Raw genomic sequence first — 16,479 nt, 5'->3', positions numbered from 1 at the left:
ATAACAATTTGCCGGAGTAGCTGAAGTGTCCCTTCTGCAAATCTACTGGAGAGCGCTCGGTTATCTCGCTGCCGACAGAAAACGCGTCGCGTTTATCTGTGGGGCGAATGTCGCGCTTGCGATTATCGCCATCCTTGAGCCGATCATGTTCGGACGGGTGATCGATGCCATTTCGGATAGCGGCTCGGTCTTTTCGACGCTCGGACTATGGGCCGGTATCGGCGTCTTCAACGTCATCGCCTTCGTTCTGGTGGCGCGCGGCGCGGACCGTTTTGCCCATGCGCGGCGCAGCGAGGTTCTTTGCCAATCATTCGAGCGCGTGATCACCATGCCGCTTGCCTGGCATCATCAGCGCGGCACCTCCAATTCCCTGCATACGCTGCTGCGCGCGGTCGAGACCTTGTTCAGCCTCTGGCTCGAGTTCATGAGGCAGCATTTGTCCACGGTTGTCGCGCTGGTTCTGCTGGTGCCGACGGCGCTCAGCATGGACATTCGCATGTCGATGGTCCTGCTGGCGCTGGGCGCGCTCTACGTCGGAATTGGCCGGCTGGTGATGAGTCGCACCAGGGTAGGCCAGGCGTCCGTGGAGCGGCATTTTCACCAGGTGTTCGCGCATGTGAGCGACTCGGTCAGCAATGTCGCCGTGCTGCAGAGCTACAATCGCATCGGCCACGAGACCGACGCCTTGAAGCGCTATGTCAAGAATCTGCTTGATGCCCAGTATCCGGTGCTCGACTGGTGGGCGTTGGCCAACGCCCTGCACCGTCTGTCGTCGACCATTTCGATGATGGTCGTGCTGTTGATCGGCTCCTATCTGGTCATGCATGGCCAATTGCGTATCGGTGACGTCATCGCGTTTACCGGCTTTGCCACGCTGCTGATCGCCCGGCTCGACCAGATGTCAGCCTTCGCCAACCAGATTTCGGAAGCCAGGGCCAAGCTCGAGGAATTTTATCGCCTTGAGGACTCCGCGGCTGAGGCCGCCGAGCCGGACGGGTTGCGTGACCTGGTCAACGTCACTGGTCATGTGCGTTTCGAAAACGTCAACTTCGAATTCGCCAATTCGGGGCAGGGCGTGAACGACGTGTCGTTCGAGGTCCATGCCGGCCAGACCGTGGCCATCGTCGGCCCGACGGGCGCAGGCAAGACCACGCTGATCAATCTCCTGCAGCGGGTCTTTTCGCCGTCCAGCGGCCGTATCCTGATCGATGGCATCGATACCCGCACGGTGACCCGCAAGTCGCTGCGCCACTCGATCGCCACCGTGTTCCAGGATGCGGGCCTGCTCAACCGCTCGATCGAGGACAATATCCGCGTCGGGCGCGCCGAGGCGACCTATGATGAGGTCCATGCCGCCGCGAACGCCGCTGCCGCGCAGGATTTCATCCTGTCGAAGAGCAACGGCTACGATACGGTCGTCGGCGAACGCGGTGGACAGCTTTCGGGCGGCGAGCGCCAGCGTATCGCAATCGCGCGCGCCGTGCTGAAGGATTCACCCATCCTGGTGCTCGACGAAGCGACCAGCGCGCTTGACGTCGAGACGGAAGACCGCGTCAAGGAAGCGATCGACGAATTGCGGCGCGGCCGCACCACCTTCATCATCGCACACCGCCTGACCACGGTTCGCGATGCCGATCTGGTCGTCTTCATGGACAAGGGCAAGGTGGTCGAAATGGGTGGCTTTGCAGAATTGTCGATGCGCAATGGCCGCTTCGCCAGCCTGCTGCGCGCCGGCGGCCTGCTCAACGACGAGGAAGTCCGCCGCCTCAGCCGCACCATCACGGACGCGGCCGCCTGAGTTCTTGCCTTCTCCCCTTGTGGGAGAACGTGTCGCCGAAGGCGACGGATGAGGGGTGCTCCAGCTTGGCGCCGGCCTCGCTCCGGCCAGCACCCCTCATCCGACCGAGCTTCGCTCGGCTACCTTCTCCCACAGGGGGAGAAGGCAAGACCCCGCCTGCGACACGGTGCTGTAGTTGCCCCAAGCCTGTCACCGGTTTATGTAAAGCTGCATGAGTGACATGACTTCGCGCCTCAGCGGCTGGATGGATTTCGCCAACCCGACGCGGTTTGTCGGGTTGGCCGACAAGGTGGTGCCGTGGCTGGCAACCATCGCCACACTCCTCCTGGCCGCCGGGCTCTACATGAGCTTCACGGCGCCGGAGGATTTCCAGCAAGGCATCACCGTACGTATCATGTACATCCATGTGCCCTTCGCCTGGCTGGCCATGATGTGTTTCACGCTGATGGCGGTTTCCGCGTTGGGCACTCTGGTGTGGCGCCATCCGCTGGCCGATGTCGCGCTCAAATCGGCGGCACCCATCGGCGCCGTCTTTACAGCGCTCGCGCTGATCACCGGTTCGATCTGGGGCAAGCCGATGTGGGGCACCTGGTGGGTGTGGGATGCGCGGCTGACCTCGGTGTTCGTGCTGTTCCTGATGTATCTCGGCATCATTGCGCTGACGCGGGCCCTCGATGATGCCGCGCGCGCCGCCTGGGCCGCTGCAGTCATCACCCTGGTTGGATTCATCAACATCCCGATCATCAAATTCTCCGTCGACTGGTGGAACACGCTGCATCAGCCGGCTTCGGTGATCCGGCTCGGTGGGCCGACCATCGATCCCAGCCTGTTGCGGCCGTTGCTGGTGATGGCTCTGGGCTTTACCGTGCTGTTCTTCGCGCTGCATCTGATGGCGATGCGCACGGAAATCCTGCGTCGCCGGGTCATTGCCATGCGCCGCGTCGCGGCACGGCAGGCCGAACGGCAATCAGCCTGACTCCCTTCAGCTTTGCCCCCTCGCAGGCTCAGGGGGTCAAAGCTCGAAAGCCAAGCAATTGGCTTTCCGTCCGCTCCGCGGACCGCTTCTCACCCCATGCGGCCGCGCGCCGCCACCGGCAGCGTCTCCAGCACCCGTTCTCCGGCGATCAAGTGAACTTCGTCGAACAGATTGGTGACGACGCAGCAATGGTCGGGCACGATGCGCACGCGCTCGCCGATACGCAGCCTGGCGTCGCCGGAAAGCGTGACGTTGCCGTGCTCCTCGCTGAGGCTGGTGACGGTGGCGCCCGGAATACCCAGCAATTCGCCGAAATCGGGCAGCCCCAGCGTGTCGCTGGACAAGGCCTTGCTGCCGGCATCAAGGATGGCCCGTGTCGGCGTCGGATGGCTGACCACCGTCGACAGCACCGTCAGCGCGCAATCGTCGAGGCTTCCGACGCCCTTGGCGACCTGGTAGCGGTCGAGGTAGATGTAGGTGCCGGGGCGGTACTCGGTGACGACGGAAGCCTCGCCTGCGCGCCACATATCCGGCGTGCCGCCGCTGGAGATGCGTTGGCAGGCAAGGCCGGACGCGGCGAGCGCCTGGCGCGCATCGGCGAGCCACGCCTCAGCCTCGGCAGCGCGGCCTGCCGCGGGATAGGTCATCAGCCCGCCGAAGGCGAGCCCCCTGGCCTTGTCGATCTCTCTGGCCAATGCGACCGCCTGGCCGGCCGACTGAACGCCGCAGCGGCCCATGCCGGTATCGCACTCCACCAGTACCTGTAGCGGCTGGCCTGGATCGGTGAATGTGGCGGCGAGACCCGCAAGCGTTTCCATGCTGTCTGACGTCACCGACAGCGTCACGCGGTCGTGCAGCGCCTTGAGGCGCTCCAGCTTGGCCCTGCCCAGAATGTTGTAAGGCAGAAAAATGTCGGTGAGCCCAGCATCGGCCATCACCTCGGCTTCACCGATCTTTTGGCAGGTGATACCGACCGCACCCGCTGCGATCTGCTTCTTTGCCCAGTAAGGCAGTTTGTGGGTCTTGATGTGCGGCCTGAGCTTCAGCCCGTGGTGATCGGCGTGGGCCTGCGCCCGCGCGATGTTGGCTTCGGCGCGGTCGACATCGATCAGGATCGCCGGTGTATCGAGGTCGTCTATGCTCAGCATGGATTTTCACCCTGGGATTTGCCTGGACTTATGGCCTTGATCGGCCCGGATGTCATGAGGCCAGCACGCGGTTTACGTCGACACCGGATCGGTGTTCGGCTATTCGGTTTGGAGATCGCCCAAGCCAATGGGAAGGAACCACAACCATGAAACGCTCCGCTATCAACGAAATCATCCGCGACGCCGATGCCTTCATCCGTTCGTTCGGCTACATCATGCCGCCCTTCGCCTATTGGACCCCGGAACAGATGAAGGCGCGCCGGCAGGATTCGTCGGCCATCTTCTCCTCGCGGCTCGGCTGGGACATCACCGATTACGGCCAGGGCAAGTTCGACGAGCTCGGCCTCTTCCTGTTCACCGTTCGCAACGGTCGCTACGAGGACATGAAGATGGGCATGGGCATGCTCTATGCCGAGAAGATCATGATCTCGCGCAAGGATCAGCTGTCGCCGATGCATCGCCATAACATCAAGGCCGAGGACATCATCAACCGCGGCGGCGGCAAGCTGGTGCTGGAGCTGTTCATGCACGATCGCGATGGCGGCATCGATCCGAAGGCGGAAGTATCGGTGCCGGTCGACGGGACTATCCACCGGCTGCCGGCGGGTGGGCTCTTGAAGCTCGATCCGGGCGAGAGCGTGACGCTGCTGCCGGGCGTCTGGCACGCCTTCTGGGCCGAGGGCAAGGACGTGCTGATCGGCGAGGTTTCGACCGTCAACGACGATCTCACCGACAATGTCTTCCGCGAGCCGATCGGCCGCTTCGCGGACATCGACGAGGACGTCGCGCCGCTGCACCTCCTGGTGTCGGACTACGAGAAGTGGATGGGGTAAGACGGCCTTTCGTTCCTAACGCTGATGCTTGTCTTCCTTTCGCTTGCCCAGCAGCAGCTTTCGCTCGAGATGGGCTCGCAGGTCGCCGTAGTACGCGGTCAGGAACGGGCGGGCATCATGCGCCTGCGGCGTTGAGCCGATCTTGCGTCCGATCGTCCCAGCCACCGCCCGCAGCGCGAAATAGTCGTCGCGGCGCAGCACCTCCTCCAGCTTGTGCAGTTCGGCGATGCCATAGGCATCGAGCTGGGCGTGGCTGAACTGAAAAGTCCTGGCGACCGGATCTTTTCGTGCCGACAGATCCTCCATCAGCGTGCGCTTAGGCGCCTCGACGACCCAGGTTCCCGCCAGGAGGTCGCCAATCCGCAACCGGTCGCGATTGAAGAGCGGGAACAAGGCGAACAGCAGCGCCCATATCAGTCCGAAGACTGTCGTCAGCGTATCGGCGACGCCCATTCCACTCCGTCCGGCGATAATCGACAGCGGCAGAAAGACTTCGATCTCGCGCATCAGATTGCGGGCGATGACCTGATCGACCGACAGGCCGGCTCCGTTGCGTGATGCCACCCTGATGCCGATGATCCGCTTGCCGGGCGTGGACGCACGCCGGCCCGCCTCGAAGGCGATGAAGTAGACGTTTCGCAGAAAAAAGATCACGATGATCCAGACGATGAAAAGCGGCTGCAATTTATCGGTGCCGAAACCTGTTACTCCGAACAGCGCAACTATCGTGACCGCGATTGCAGCCGTGGCGATAAACACGACATCGAGCAGGAAAGCGGCAGCGCGGGTGCCGGCGTCGGCCAGCTTTATCTGGAGATCGACACCTTCAGGCGTGATCAGCGAGCGCATCGTCGCCAGCGCAGCGCGCCTAGCGGTCGCCATTGCGCACCACCTGGAACAGGTAGAAGTAGCCGATCCACAGTGCGAGCATGCCGCTGCCAATGGCATAGCGGGTGACGTCGCTGGTGATCGTCTGCCTGCCGATGCCCTCGAGCAGTCCGGCAAACAGCAGCATGACCGAAACGCCGACCATCGCGGTCGCTGCGATGCGTCCGGCATGGGCGGCTGCCGTCATGCGGGTCAACTCGCCGGGAAAGGCGATGCGCGTGCCGATCCGCATGCCGGCAGCGCCGGCCAGTGCGATGGCGAACAATTCGGTGGTGCCGTGAATGGCCAGCCAGCCGCCAAGCTCCATGCCAAGCCCCTTTGCCCAATAGACCTGGAACAGCGCACCCAGCATGCAGCCGTTGAACAGCATCAGCAGCACCGTCGGCACGGCGAAAGCAAATCCAAGCGCGAAGGCGAGGATTGCGACCTGGACGTTATGGGTGAAAAGATAAGCGGCAAAGCCTGAGAGAAAGCCATTGTCGCCATCATAAAGCATGCTGCGCAGTATCTCGGCCGAAGCGTCGGGACCGCGGCCGGCAGCCAGGCCTGACGGGATGATCGCGTCGAACCAGCCCTTGTCGGACGCTACCAGCCAGGCGCCGGCGCCGATGCCGACAATCATCAGCGCCACCGACACCAGCGTCTCGCGCCACAAATCGCGGATGGTACCCGGCCAGTCGTGCAGGAAAAAATCGGCGATGCGCTGGCGCAGCCCGCGGCGTGCCCCGTAGAGATAAAAATAACCCCGCAGCGACAGGGATTCGAGATAGGCGATCAGTGCGCTGTCGAGGGATGTCGCTCTCGCCACCGAAAGCGAAGATAATGCCGACCGGTAGAGCAGCGGCAGCGACAGCAGCTCTTCTTCCGACAGTGTTCGCGGCGCGCGTTTCTCGACGCGGGCGAGTAGCGCCTCGAACGCCTTCCAGTCGGCCTCGCGCTCCCGACGGAAGCTGGCCAGCGACTGGCGTACGGCATCACCGCGTCCAGCATCGCCGGGAACTGGCGCAGTCACAACAAATCCTCGCGCTTGAACTGCAGGTAGCGCTCGACCAGCGCCGGCCCCAGCCTGTGATGGTCGGCTTCGATCACATGCGCGCCGAGCAGCCGCAACCGGCCGATGACGACCTGCCTTTCGCGCAAAAGCCCGCCGGCGACGACGGCGCGGGCGACATCCTCGCCTGATGAAGGCGGCATGTCGGCCAAGCTCTCCAATTCGACATCTCTGATCATCATGAACAACACCAGATGCCGCTCGGTGAGCCGGCCGACGGTACGCAGCATCAATTCCGCGCTGATCGGATCGACGAAGTCGGTGAAGATGATCACCAGAGAGCGCCGGTCGAGCCGTGCCGCAAGCGTGGTCAGCGCCAGGGTGAAATTGGTCTCCTCGTTGGAATAGTCGATCTCAACCGCCCGCTTCTGGATCATTGCAAAGCTGGCCGAGCCGCGCACCGCGCCGCTGGCGACGCGCGGCCGCGCATCGAAGCTGAACAGGCTGACCATGTCGCCGCCCTTGAGCGCAATGAACGCCGACAGCAAGGCGGCAGCCACCGCCCGGTCCACCTTCGGGAGGCCGTCGACCGGCTCGCACATCAGGCGTCCGCTGTCGATGGCCAGCACGATGTTGTTGTTCTCCTCGATACGGAACTCGCGCGCCAGAAGCCTGCCGTGGCGGGCGCTGCGCTTCCAGTCGATCATCCGCCGGCCCATGCCGGGCTGATAATCCTTGAGCGCCTCGAATTCCCGGCCGTGGCCGGCCCGGCGCTGCGCATGCCCGTCGGGCAGGGCGTTGCGCTGCAGCAGCGTGATCGCCTGGTCGCGGGCGCTGCGGACGTCGGGCAACACTGCCACCTTGCTTTCCATCGGCAGGACGACCTGGTTCCAGACCAATCCGAACGGCCCGCGCCAGCGCAGCCACAGACGATCGAAGCTGGCGATGCCGCGCCGCAGCGCCTGGAACCGCAGGTCGAGAGATCCGCCATCTCCGGTGGCAGCCAGGGGACCGCCGGTACCGCCGATCGGCGCCAGGCGCGCATCATGACCGACGCGCGCCTCCAGGGTTGGCATCCGGCCTGAAAAACGGGCGGCGACGTGGACGGTGAACTGGCCGCCGACGCCGACCTGCGGCGGCGCGTGGAGGCTGGCGGCCAGCGATTTCCGCCCGCGTCCCGCCGCGGTGTCCACCGCCAGGAAGGCCAGCAGCAGGCAGATCCACAGCAATCCGAGATACCACAGCGACGGCAGCGCCAGCGCGACCAGGAAGGCCGGCACCGCGCCCGCCGCTGCCGCCCACACCGCTCGGCCGCTGGGATAGATCAACGCGGCGCTTCCGTCTGGTCGACCAGGTCGGAGACGATCTGCTCGACCAGCCGGCCATCGATCTGCGCGGCCGGCGACAGGATGACGCGATGGCGCAGCGCCGGCACCGCCAGCGCCTTGACGTCGTCTGGGATCACATAGGCGCGCCCGTCGAGCGCTGCCCGCGCCCGCGCCGCCCTGGCCAGCATGGCGCCCGCGCGTGGACTGGCGCCAACCTCCAAATCGGCGGTGTCGCGTGTGGCGCGCACCAGCGCCGCGATGTAGCCGACGACGTCGTCGACGAGGGTGACGGAGCCGACGGTTTCGAGTGCCTTCTCCAGCGTCTTGCGATCCGTCTGGGCCTTGATGCCGTATTGCGCGATGTCGTGCGAGGCGGAGCCGCCGCCGTGATGGATGATGATGGCCCGTTCCTCCTCGGGACCGGGATAGCTGACCCGATGCTTGAACAGGAAGCGGTCGAGCTGTGCTTCGGGCAGGGGATAGACACCCTGATGCTCGATCGGGTTCTGGGTCGCGACCACCATGAAGTTGCGGCCCAGCGAATGCGTGGTGCCGTCGAAAGTGACCGCATGCTCCTGCATCGCCTCCAGAAGTGCTGCCTGTGTCTTTGGCGGCGTGCGGTTGATCTCGTCGGCAAGCAAAAGATCGCAGAAGATCGGACCGCGCGTCAGCGTGAACTGTCCAGTCTGGAAATTGTAGATGTTCGATCCGACGATATCGCCAGGCATCAGGTCCGGCGTGAACTGGATGCGCCCGTAGGCGACACCCAGAGCCTGCGCGAAGCAGCGAGCGGTCATTGTCTTGGCCGTGCCCGGAGGGCCTTCCAGCAGGATATGCCCGCCGGCGAACAGGGCGGTCAGCATCAGGTCGACCGTGTCGTGCTGTCCGGTGATCGCCTTGGCCACTTCTTCCCTGATCCGTGTCGCCAGGGCCTTCACATCACCGACGTTCACCGAGCCTCCTTGCCGTCCAATCGTGCAGCCGCTCGGCTGCCTCGTGCATTTGTGTCAGGTTTTTCGCCTCGCCGGCGGCTTGCGCCCGCGCGGTGAATCCGCTGACTTCGTCCTTATCGCGAGAATCGAGCCAGCGGTCGAGCGCTTCGCCTTGCAGCCCCTGCGGCGCTCCCAGCAGTGCGCCGGCGCGCACCCGCATCAAGGCCGCGTAACGGCCTCCCAGTTCCTCGAGCCGCCCGGCGCGCCGCAACAGCATGGCCGTCGTATCCACCAGCGCACGCTTGCCGAAGGCAATGGCGCGCTGCTCGGCGCGCGGCGGGCCGAAACGGCCGAGGCCGCGCAGGAAAGCCAGCGCCGCCGCGGCCAGGATCGTCAGCGTCAGCGCCAGAAACGGCGGTTCGACCAGGAGCTTGGCAAGGTCGTATTTTCGCCCCGCGCCATGCAGCGTGAGATCGAACATGACCTGGCCCTTCTCGGGTTGCAGCAATGCAATCAGGTCGAGCGCGGCTGCCGCCTTGTCGGGATTCCCAATCGCGGCGTTGTTGATCAGGTCGGGGTCAGTCAGGACATAAAAGGGCTTGCCGTCCACTTCGGTGAGCACAGCCTTGTTGTTGCCGGCTGCTATGATTGGATGCTCGTCCGCCACCCACTGCAATTCATCGGGGGCGGCAACAAGCTGGCCCTCGATGTCGAGTTGCTGCACCGTGCTTTGGCCGACGCCGATCTTTGCATTGGCGATCCGGCCGAGCCATTGGTTCACCACGGGATCGGGCAATCGCCCGAATTTCATCTTCCAACCTTCGTGCTCTTCCAGCGGCAGGGTTTGCCATTTCGGCAGCACGAAGAGGGTATTCAGGTCCTGCCGAAGTTCGAGGATGTGGTCGAGCGCGGCGGGATCGCTCTCTGGCGAAATGGTGACGATCAGCAGCATGTCGGTGCCGAGATCCTGATCGGTCCGCGCCATGGCTGGCGTCTCGCCGGTGAGCCGCAACCATTCCGCCAGGCCGGCATAGCCGACGCCGCTTTTCGACAGCGGCGTGGCGCTGCCATTGCCGGGTTGCCGGAAGTCGGGCGCATAGGTGGACAGCAGGAAGAAACCCGCTGCCGCAAGCAGGCTGGCGAAAATGCCCCAAAACAGCGTTCTTCGATTGAACGGTTCCTGTGCCGCTGGTTCGACCCTCGCAGCGCTCATATCCAGGCATCCCGGAAGACGAACCGCTCATAGGCGCCGCGTGCTTGCCGCCAGCCTTCGGCGCCGACCGGCCGGCGCGCGAACAATGCGGCTTCAACGATGCGTGCGATCTCGGCAAACGCCGCGCGGGCCTTGGCGGGAACCGAAGCAGCAGCGGCGATGTCGCGCGCCGTGAGCGACGGGCGCAAAAAATCCGGCAGCCGGCCGGCAATATCGGCGACACTGCGGCGAAGCAGGAGATGAACCGCTTCGTCATAGTCGCCTCGCGCGGCCAGCGCGTCGGCTTCCGACAGCAGGATCTGCGCGGCGCCGGCGTCGGGACGCCATGCTTCCTCCGCGTCGGTTTCGCGCCGTGCGCGCTGCCAAGGCAGGCGCCAGGCGATACCTTTCATCTCGAGGAAGACCAGGAGCAGGATAATCGCGACACCTGATAGCACCGCGCCCCAGAACAGATAGATCATATAGGGACCGAGCGACGACAACAGGTCCAGCAGCGGCTTCAGCCAGTCAGGCGGCTGAGGCGATACATAGGCCGGCAGGTCGAACTGGATCGACTTATCCGAGATCAACTGCTCATGCGCTCTTGCCAGCCATTCGGCTTCCGCTGTGCCTGGCTGTGCCACTGCCAACTGTCCCCTGCAACCTGTGGTCCCCAGTCGACACTGGCAATGCACAACGGCAATTGCAAGTGGGCTAGACGTCGATCTCCAATGTTGGCACATTTGATGCGGGGATCACCAGCCGATATGCGGTGATTAAGCGGGGGACGCATCATGGTTTCAACGACATTGGAACGGCCGGACAAGTTTCGCATCGGCAGGGTTTTCAACGACAGCTTTGCTGTCATCAGCCGCAATATCGGTCTGTACCTTGGACTCGCGCTGCTGTTCTCAGGTCTGCCGGCGACAGTTCTCCGACTCTGGACCGAATCGACCTTGAGCGGGACTGCACTGGGCGACCCGACCGCGGTGGCCGATCCTAGTATGATGTTTTGGAATTCTTCCGTCGGCATTGCCGCCGGATTAGTATCCTTTATCCTGTCGCTGCTGCTCCAGTCGGCACTCGTGCGGGCGACGATCGAGGATTTGAACGGCAAACGGCCGTCCTTTGGCGACTGCATCCAGATAGCCATCCGCTATTTGCTCCCAACCCTGGGGATCGGCCTGCTCGTAGTGCTGGGGGCGGGCCTTGCTTCATTAGCTCTGCTGGTCCCCGGAATCATATTGTGGCTTGGTTGGTCGGTGGCTATTCCAGTTCTGATACAGGAGCGCCTAGGTGTGCTCGGCAGCATGTCGCGCAGCCGCGTCCTGACCAAGGGCAGCCGCTGGGCGCTATTTGGTCTTTTCCTTATCCTTATGATCATCACGATGGTCATTCAGTCGGTGATGGCGGCTATCGTTCTCCTGCTAGACGGAATTGTCGCCGATGTGGCGGCAACCATGCTGTCGACCGTGGTTTCTATGGTGCTGTCGGTAGCCACGGCGGTCAGCTATGTCGAACTGCGTCAGGTCCAGGAAGGCACCAGCGTCGACGAACTGGCGGAAATCTTCTCATAGCGGCAAGGCCGCGTTCATCGCATCAGGATCCGCCTGGACTGGACGGGTTACATCATGTCTTCAACGACAACGGAACGACCGGACAAGTTTCGCATCGGCAGGGTTTTCAACGACAGCTTGCCGTCATCGGCCGTAACGCCGTTCAGGCGTCACTGGTGCGCGCCACCATCGAGGACCTGAACGGCAAGCAGCCTTCGTTCGGTGACTGCATCGCGAGAGCAGTCTCCTTCCTCCTGCCGACGTTCGCCATTGCCCTGTTGGTTGGTTTAGGCGTGGGCCTCGGTTTTATCCTGCTGATTGTGCCTGGCATCATGTTGGCGCTCCGTTGGTCGGTCGCGGTGCCGGCACTGGTGCAAGAGCGGCTCGGCGTATTCGGCTCGATGGGCCGCAGCCACGATCTGACCAAGGGAAGCCGCTGGGCGCTGTTCGGCCTGTTCATTATCCTGATCATTATCGCCATTGCCATCGAGTTGGCGCTCGGCACTGCAACCGCGCTGTTTGGAGGGGGGATAGTGGGTGCGGTGGTGGATGCATTGGTGACGAGTGTAACGTCTATGGTGATGTCGATCGCCACCGCAGTCAGCTATGTCGAGCTGCGGCAGGTTAGGGAAGGCACCAGCGTCGACGAACTGGCGGAGATCTTCTCCTGACGCGAGAGGTCGCCTACCACATCATGAACGAACCGATCCGCGTCGGAGACCTTGCCGGCGCTCACGTCGGCGATTGCCTGATCGACGATGGCCGCGCCCTCTCTCCCGGATGTCCACAACGATTACCCGGTGCTGCTGTCGGAAATGACCCCGACGAGCCGAGCGACCTGTTCGGGATGCTGCTCAGGGCGGCATCGGCGAAGACTGCGCAGCCGGCGTTGTAGTGCCGGCGGGTAGCATTCCCGGCGGCAGGGGTGACAGCAGCAGACAAATCCCGTATACTCACATAAAGATGTCTTTATGTCGCTTAAGCGCGACCGTCGCCCTGAGGACGAAATATGTCGCAAAACCCATCGTCGTTGGACGACCTGTTCGGCCCCGTCGCGGCCAAGCCCGACGGTTCGGAAGTGCTTGCTGCGCTGACGGCGGCGGCGCGCGAACGCATCCTCATCCTCGATGGCGCCATGGGCACGCAGATCCAGGGCCTGGGCTTCGACGAGAACCATTTCCGTGGCGACAAATTCGCCGAGTGCGCCTGCCACCAGCAGGGCAACAACGACCTGCTGATCCTGACGCAGCCCAAGGCGATCGAGGAGATTCACTATCAATACGCCATCGCCGGGGCGGACATTCTTGAAACCAACACCTTCTCCTCGACCTCCATCGCCCAGGCGGATTATGGCATGGAGGACGCGGTCTACGCTCTGAACCGCGACGGTGCACGGCTGGTGCGCAGGGCAGCGGCAAGGGCCGAGCAGGAGGACGGCAAGCGTCGTTTCGTCGCCGGTGCGCTGGGACCGACCAACCGCACCGCCTCGATGTCGCCCGACGTCAACAATCCCGGCTACCGCGCCGTGACATTCGACGACTTGCGCCTTGCCTATGGCGAGCAGCTGCGCGGTCTCATTGACGGCGGTGCCGACATCATTCTGATCGAGACCATTTTTGATACGCTGAATGCCAAGGCGGCAATCTTCGCCTGCAACGAGATCTTCATCGAGAAGGGCGTGCATCTGCCGGTGATGATTTCCGGCACGATCACCGACCTGTCCGGCCGCACGCTGTCGGGCCAGACGCCGACGGCTTTCTGGCATTCGGTCCGCCACGCCAACCCGTTCACGATAGGCCTCAATTGCGCGCTGGGCGCCAAAGCCATGCGCGCGCATCTGGACGAAATATCCGGCGTCGCCGACACCTTTGTTTGCGCCTATCCGAATGCCGGCCTGCCCAACGAATTCGGCCAATATGACGAAAGCCCGGAGTTCATGGCTGCGCAGATCGAGGATTTCGCGTGCGACGGCTTGGTCAATATCGTCGGTGGCTGCTGCGGCTCGACGCCCGACCACATCCGCGCCATCGCACAGGCCGTGAAGAAATATCCGCCGCGCGCTGTTCCCGACATCGAGCCGCAGATGCGCCTTTCGGGGCTCGAGCCGTTCACGCTGACCGACGAGATTCCGTTCGTCAATGTCGGCGAGCGCACCAATGTCACCGGCTCGGCGAAATTCAGGAAGCTGATCACCGCGGGCGACTATGCCGCGGCGCTCGAAATCGCCCGCGACCAGGTCGCCAACGGCGCGCAGATCATCGACATCAACATGGACGAAGGCCTGATCGATTCGAAGCAGGCAATGGTCTGTTATCTCAACCTGATCGCCGCCGAGCCGGACATCGCCCGCGTTCCCGTAATGATCGACAGTTCCAAATGGGAGATCATCGAAGCCGGCCTGAAATGCGTGCAGGGCAAGCCGCTGGTCAATTCCATCTCGATGAAGGAGGGCGAGGAGGCTTTTCTGCATCATGCGAAGCTCGTCCGCGCGTATGGCGCGGCGGTGGTCGTCATGGCCTTCGATGAGGACGGCCAGGCCGACACCCAGGCGCGCAAGGTCGAAATCTGCACCCGCGCCTACAGACTTTTGACCGAGCAGGCCGGATTCCCGCCCGAGGACATCGTTTTCGACCCGAACATCTTTGCCATCGCCACCGGCATCGATGAGCACAACAATTACGGCGTCGACTTCATCGAAGCCGCCACGCAGATCACCGCGACGCTTCCCCATGTCCACATATCGGGCGGCGTGTCGAACCTCTCCTTCTCGTTTCGTGGCAACGAGCCGGTGCGCGAGGCCATGCATGCCGTGTTCCTCTACCATGCCATCCAGGCCGGCATGGACATGGGCATCGTCAACGCCGGACAGCTTGCCGTCTATGACACCATCGATCCGGAACTGCGCGAAGCCTGCGAGGACGTCGTCAACAACCGCCAGCCGAAGGGCGGCGGCAGCGCGACCGAACGCCTGCTGGAACTCGCCGAACGTTTTAGGGGCACGGCGGGCAAGGAAGCGCAGGAACGCGATCTCGCCTGGCGCGACTGGCCGGTCGAGCAGCGCATTTCGCACGCACTGGTCAACGGCATCACCGAATTCATCGACCAGGACACGGACGAGGCGCGGCGCGCCGCCGAGCGTCCGCTGCACGTCATCGAAGGTCCGCTGATGGCAGGCATGAATGTCGTCGGCGACCTGTTCGGCGCGGGAAAGATGTTCCTGCCGCAAGTGGTGAAATCCGCCCGCGTCATGAAACAGGCCGTCGCCGGCCTGCTGCCGCACATGGAGGCGGAGAAGCTGGCGAATGCCGCCAAAGGCGTCGACACCGGCGAGCGCCAGACCGCCGGCAAGATCCTGATGGCGACGGTGAAGGGCGATGTCCACGACATCGGCAAGAACATCGTCGGCGTGGTTCTGGCCTGCAACAATTACGAGATCGTCGACCTCGGCGTCATGGTGCCGGCGGCAAAGATCCTGCAGACGGCGCGCGAGCTAAAGGTCGACATCATCGGCCTGTCCGGCCTGATCACGCCCTCGCTCGACGAGATGGCGCACATGGCCGCCGAGATGGAGCGCGGGGGTTTTGACATTCCGCTGTTGATCGGCGGTGCTACGACCAGCCGCGTGCATACCGCAGTAAAGATCCATCCGCGCTATATCAGTGGCCAGACCGTCTATGTCGCCGATGCCAGCCGCGCGGTCGGCGTGGTGTCGGCGCTTTTGTCGAACGAGACCAGGGGCGGTTATGTCGACAACGTTCGCGCCGAATACAAGAAGGTCGCCGATGCGCATGCGCGCAGCGAAGCCGACAAGCAGCGCCTGCCGCTGGCCAAGGCGCGGGCCAACGCCCACCGGATCGACTGGTCGGCCTACGCGCCGCCAAAACCGTCCTTCCTCGGCCTGAAAACCTTCGAAGCCTGGGATTTGGCGGAGCTCGCGCGCTATATCGACTGGACGCCGTTCTTCCAGACCTGGGAGCTGAAGGGTCGCTATCCCAAAATCCTAGACGACGAGGCGCAAGGGCCGGCGGCACGCCAGCTCTTCGACGACGCCCAGGCGATGCTGGCCAAGATCATTGCGGAAAAATGGTTCGCGCCAAAGGGCGTCATCGGCTTCTGGCCGGCGAATACCGTCGGCGACGACATCAGGCTGTTCACCGATGATGCCAGGTCACAGGAACTGGCGACCTTCTTCACGCTGCGCCAGCAGCTGACCAAGCGCGACGGCAAGGCGAACGTCGCGCTGTCGGATTTCGTCGCGCCGTTGGACAGCGGCAAGGCCGACTATCTCGGCGGCTTCATCGTCACCGCCGGCATCGAGGAAGCGGCGATCGCCGAGCGCTTCGAACGTGCCAATGACGACTACTCGTCGATCATGGTCAAGGCGCTGGCCGACCGTTTCGCCGAAGCCTTCGCCGAACGCCTGCACGAGAAGGTGCGCAAGGAGTTCTGGGCCTATGCGCCGGATGAGGATCTGGCGCCGGACGAGCTGATCGGCGAACCCTATCGCGGTATTCGCCCGGCGCCCGGCTATCCGGCGCAGCCCGACCACACCGAGAAAGCGACGCTTTTTCGCCTGCTCGACGGCGAGCGCAACGCCGGCGTCAGCCTGACCGAAAGCTTTGCGATGTGGCCGGGCTCCTCCGTGTCCGGCATCTACCTGTCGCATCCCGAAAGCTATTATTTCGGCGTGGCCAAGGTCGAGCGCGACCAGGTCGAGGACTATGCGCGCCGCAAGGCCATGCCGCTCGCCGAGGTCGAGCGCTGGCTCGGCCCTATACTCAACTATGTGCCGACCCCCTTCGCCGAAGCCGCGCAGTAAGGCAGAAGCTTTGACCTG

Annotated in this window: 14 protein-coding genes; 7 read left to right on the top strand and 7 right to left on the bottom strand. The window is 63.5% G+C overall.

The features are described 5' to 3' along the window. Positions 1-25: 25 nt before the first annotated feature. Positions 26-1,798, top strand: a complete 1,773-nt coding sequence (locus tag X738_RS76000; RefSeq protein WP_023803201.1) for a glucan ABC transporter ATP-binding protein/ permease — start codon at positions 26-28, stop codon at positions 1,796-1,798. Between the two features lie 211 nt (positions 1,799-2,009). Next, on the top strand, positions 2,010-2,774 hold the full coding sequence (locus X738_RS75995) for a heme ABC transporter permease (RefSeq protein ID WP_023803199.1): 765 nt from the start codon (positions 2,010-2,012) through the stop codon (positions 2,772-2,774). Between the two features lie 89 nt (positions 2,775-2,863). Here X738_RS75995 and X738_RS75990 read toward each other — a convergent pair whose 3' ends face one another. Next, the gene (locus X738_RS75990; protein WP_023803198.1) at positions 2,864-3,922 is read right to left on the bottom strand and encodes a D-TA family PLP-dependent enzyme; all 1,059 of its coding nucleotides are present in this window, start codon (positions 3,920-3,922) and stop codon (positions 2,864-2,866) included. Positions 3,923-4,068: 146 nt separating this feature from the next. Here X738_RS75990 and X738_RS75985 point away from each other — a divergent pair, with 146 nt between their 5' ends. Next, positions 4,069-4,755: a D-lyxose/D-mannose family sugar isomerase gene (locus X738_RS75985; RefSeq protein ID WP_023803197.1), complete on the top strand. Its 687-nt coding sequence runs from the start codon at positions 4,069-4,071 to the stop codon at positions 4,753-4,755. A gap of 15 nt (positions 4,756-4,770) precedes the next feature. Here the strand turns inward: X738_RS75985 and X738_RS75980 are convergent, their stop codons facing one another. From X738_RS75980 to X738_RS75955, 6 genes are read right to left on the bottom strand one after another with little or no spacing between them, the layout of a single operon-like run. Further along, positions 4,771-5,637, bottom strand: a complete 867-nt coding sequence (locus X738_RS75980; RefSeq protein WP_023803196.1) for an RDD family protein — start codon at positions 5,635-5,637, stop codon at positions 4,771-4,773. After that, a complete protein-coding gene (locus tag X738_RS75975) occupies positions 5,624-6,655 on the bottom strand; it encodes a stage II sporulation protein M (protein WP_023803195.1) in 1,032 nt (343 codons plus the stop codon). Before X738_RS75975 ends, X738_RS75980 begins: the two co-directional genes overlap by 14 nt. Next, positions 6,652-7,962 (bottom strand): DUF58 domain-containing protein, encoded by a 1,311-nt coding sequence (locus tag X738_RS75970; protein WP_023803194.1) that lies wholly within the window; start codon positions 7,960-7,962, stop codon positions 6,652-6,654. Before X738_RS75970 ends, X738_RS75975 begins: the two co-directional genes overlap by 4 nt. Next, positions 7,959-8,915: an AAA family ATPase gene (locus X738_RS75965; RefSeq protein WP_023803193.1), complete on the bottom strand. Its 957-nt coding sequence runs from the start codon at positions 8,913-8,915 to the stop codon at positions 7,959-7,961. Before X738_RS75965 ends, X738_RS75970 begins: the two co-directional genes overlap by 4 nt. Next, complete coding sequence (locus X738_RS75960; protein WP_023803192.1) at positions 8,902-10,107, bottom strand: DUF4350 domain-containing protein; 1,206 nt, start codon at positions 10,105-10,107, stop codon at positions 8,902-8,904. The genes X738_RS75965 and X738_RS75960 overlap by 14 nt, the downstream gene beginning before the upstream one ends. Further along, positions 10,104-10,730, bottom strand: coding sequence for a DUF4129 domain-containing protein (locus tag X738_RS75955; RefSeq protein WP_245277832.1), 627 nt, complete (start codon positions 10,728-10,730; stop codon positions 10,104-10,106). Before X738_RS75955 ends, X738_RS75960 begins: the two co-directional genes overlap by 4 nt. 150 nt (positions 10,731-10,880) lie before the next feature. Here X738_RS75955 and X738_RS75950 point away from each other — a divergent pair, with 150 nt between their 5' ends. From X738_RS75950 to metH, 4 genes are all read left to right on the top strand, one after another. Continuing rightward, positions 10,881-11,663 carry a hypothetical protein gene (locus X738_RS75950; protein WP_023803190.1) on the top strand — a complete coding sequence of 261 codons (783 nt, stop codon included), beginning with the start codon at positions 10,881-10,883 and terminating at the stop codon, positions 11,661-11,663. Positions 11,664-11,818: 155 nt separating this feature from the next. Continuing rightward, the gene (locus X738_RS0144110; RefSeq protein ID WP_051407975.1) at positions 11,819-12,313 is read left to right on the top strand and encodes a glycerophosphoryl diester phosphodiesterase membrane domain-containing protein; all 495 of its coding nucleotides are present in this window, start codon (positions 11,819-11,821) and stop codon (positions 12,311-12,313) included. 23 nt (positions 12,314-12,336) lie between these two features. Beyond that, positions 12,337-12,537 (top strand): hypothetical protein, encoded by a 201-nt coding sequence (locus tag X738_RS86425; RefSeq protein WP_023803189.1) that lies wholly within the window; start codon positions 12,337-12,339, stop codon positions 12,535-12,537. 114 nt (positions 12,538-12,651) lie between these two features. Continuing rightward, positions 12,652-16,461: a methionine synthase gene (metH, locus tag X738_RS75945; RefSeq protein WP_023803188.1), complete on the top strand. Its 3,810-nt coding sequence runs from the start codon at positions 12,652-12,654 to the stop codon at positions 16,459-16,461. Positions 16,462-16,479: the final 18 nt, after the last annotated feature.

Origin of the sequence: Mesorhizobium sp. L48C026A00 (assembly GCF_000502375.1) — a bacterium.
GTDB classification, from domain to species: domain Bacteria; phylum Pseudomonadota; class Alphaproteobacteria; order Rhizobiales; family Rhizobiaceae; genus Mesorhizobium; species Mesorhizobium muleiense.
Note: the sequence above shows the minus strand (reverse complement) of the source record. Positions and strands in the feature narration are given on the sequence as shown.

Excerpts from the sequence above, each read along its gene's own strand:
- X738_RS75960 (WP_023803192.1), bottom strand. The coding sequence starts at position 10,107 with ATGAGCGCTGCGAGGGTCGAACCAGCGGCACAGGAACCGTTCAATCGA.
- X738_RS86425 (WP_023803189.1), top strand. The coding sequence starts at position 12,337 with ATGAACGAACCGATCCGCGTCGGAGACCTTGCCGGCGCTCACGTCGGC.
- X738_RS75985 (WP_023803197.1), top strand. The coding sequence starts at position 4,069 with ATGAAACGCTCCGCTATCAACGAAATCATCCGCGACGCCGATGCCTTC.
- X738_RS75990 (WP_023803198.1), bottom strand. The coding sequence starts at position 3,922 with ATGCTGAGCATAGACGACCTCGATACACCGGCGATCCTGATCGATGTC.
- X738_RS75950 (WP_023803190.1), top strand. The coding sequence starts at position 10,881 with ATGGTTTCAACGACATTGGAACGGCCGGACAAGTTTCGCATCGGCAGG.
- metH (WP_023803188.1), top strand. The coding sequence starts at position 12,652 with ATGTCGCAAAACCCATCGTCGTTGGACGACCTGTTCGGCCCCGTCGCG.
- X738_RS75980 (WP_023803196.1), bottom strand. The coding sequence starts at position 5,637 with ATGGCGACCGCTAGGCGCGCTGCGCTGGCGACGATGCGCTCGCTGATC.
- X738_RS75995 (WP_023803199.1), top strand. The coding sequence starts at position 2,010 with ATGAGTGACATGACTTCGCGCCTCAGCGGCTGGATGGATTTCGCCAAC.